This is a genomic window from Campylobacter sp. CNRCH_2015_0814 (assembly GCF_025772765.1).
In the GTDB taxonomy this organism is placed as follows: Bacteria; Campylobacterota; Campylobacteria; order Campylobacterales; family Campylobacteraceae; genus Campylobacter_D.
In genome coordinates this window covers 1-2,437 of record NZ_JAKMSR010000025.1, presented here as the reverse complement: position 1 = coordinate 2,437, position 2,437 = coordinate 1, and the positions used below count along the sequence as shown (strand labels likewise).

The following is a 2,437-nucleotide window of genomic DNA, read 5'->3' as shown; positions in this document are numbered from 1 at the left end:
CCAATATATCTCATCAAATTAATTTATACAAGTATTCATAACTTTTGAATTAAAGCTCGAAACACAAGTTTTTTTATAACTATCAGTCTCTGCTTCACCTATAACATCTATTTTGGAATCTTTTTTTATAAATTCATCCCCTATCAAACCAAACGGTATTACTCTATAATAAATATAATCAATATTATCATTTTTAGCAGTAGGAATACTTGGTGTTAAATCAGTCCAAGGCAATTCAGGCTCAATAGGAATACTTGGTGTTAAATCAATACCTTCTAAAACAGGTTTATAGGGCGACAACTTATAATCTCCTATTACTAAAAAACTTCCTAGTTTGTTTTGATATTCAATTTTATTTTTTATAGGTGATAAATCCAATTGAGATAAAATACTATCTTGTTGTTTTTCTAGTAAAACTATTTTCGAAAGTAGACTATTAAGTACACTAATATCAATTTGATTATTATTCTTCACATACTCGTTATAATCATTTTCAGCACTTTTTAACTGATTTTGAATTTCACCCAATTCTTTTATAAGTTGTTCAGAATTTACAACAAAATCCTTTAATTCGTTATTTAAAATTTCAGAAATACTTTTTCCTTTTTCAATAATTTTATCAATATTAATTTTAATATTATTAATATAAAAGGATTGAACTCCATTTTTAAATTTATCACTGTCAGCATTATTTAATCCGTTTGTTTGATAGGCTACTATAAAATCAATACTTTCAACTATTTTCAAAGCCTCTTTCTTGCTATTTGATGTATCTTTAATAAAATATTTTGAAATAAAAGCTACCTTTTCATCCAATGTCATTTCACTATAATTCTTTTCTGCCAACATTTCCAAAAGGGTATTAATATATATTTTATAATGTTGATTCGTGATATCAGCTAAAATTTCATCTTTTATAGTATCTTCATACAAATCATCCTTATCAAGAGCAACTTCCTCTTTTATAATAGAATCCACATTTGGCAAATTTATATCCACACTAGAAAATTCTGGTTTTTCCGGAAGCTTAACTATAGGCCTTACTATCATACTATCTTTGTTTAAGAAATCATTATATTTTATATACTTATCGCCATCATTATAAATATATACATTAATAGCATTTTTCCAAAGGTTTATATCAGAATTAACACCACCAAAATCATTTATGTAATGATAAAGATGTATATTGTTAAATTTTAAATTTACTTGTTTATTATCAAAAGCACTGATAAATTTTCCGCTTGTATTCTTACCATCACTTGCAAAAGACTGTATTTGAGAACCATTTTCGAAAAATAAATAAATATTATTAAAATTTAAATTGATCGAATTAAATATAGAACCACTTTCGATATACCCAATAAAACCTCCAGCATTAGCAAAATCATTTTTTCCATATGCCTGTATATTTTTTATATTATATAAACTTATATTGGAAAAATCACCAGTGCCTTGTCTTTGAATCCAACCTATAAATCCACCAGAATTGACAATCCCTTTTTTATCTTGTTCAAGCTTTCCAACAATCGCATCTATATTTTTTACAGTAATATTTGAAAACGATAAATTATCACTTCTATAGCCTTCTACCTTTCCAATAAAACCACCTACAACAGCACGAGTATTTTCTAAATTATTATTATTTATAGCTTCAATTTTTTCAGCTTCTAAACTAATATTGTTAAAAATTCCCCCATTAGCAAAACCCGCAAATCCTCCAGCATATGCATTACCAACATCATCAACCTCTCCACTTAACAATCCATTATTGTCATTGTTAATACTTTTAATTTTTTTAACACGGATATTAATATTACTAAATTTATTATTTCCAGAATCAATACTACCAACAAATCCACCAGCATAAGTATGACGCAATGTGCTGAATATGGATGTTATATTACTTATATCTAAATTTATATTCGAAAGTTGAGCATAATCAATATTACCAGAAAATCCACCCGTGACAAATCCCCCACTAATTTCTTTAATCCCTCTAATATCAATATTCTCAAAAAAACCTTCCCAAATCTCCCCAGCAAAACCACCTGTATATGTTTCCTTAGTTGTTTTATTATTTATTATTTTATTGATTTGAGAAAGATATATATTTTCAAATTTTCCATTATTTACACTACCAGCAAAACCACCAATATGAGATCTATTGTCTACACTGACGCCACTTAATTCATTTATATTGTTGATATTGATTTTATTAAAATTTGCTCCACTTACATATCCTACAAAACCACCTGTATATAAAACATCGTTTGTTTGTGTAGAAATACTAGCGATATTACTTAGCTCTATATTTTTAAAACTACTACCATCACTTGCATATCCTATAAATCCACCTGTAAATATTGAATTAGATTTAATGGAATTATTATTATAATCAATCTTTATATTTTTAAATTCAGAATTATTAGAATTC

1 protein-coding gene is annotated in these 2,437 nt (G+C 26.5%); it reads right to left on the bottom strand.

The window, feature by feature from the left end; genetic code table 11:
* Positions 1-18: 18 nt before the first annotated feature.
* A partial coding sequence (locus L8X24_RS07840) for a hypothetical protein (RefSeq protein WP_263664331.1) occupies positions 19-2,437 on the bottom strand: 2,419 nt, incomplete at its 5' end.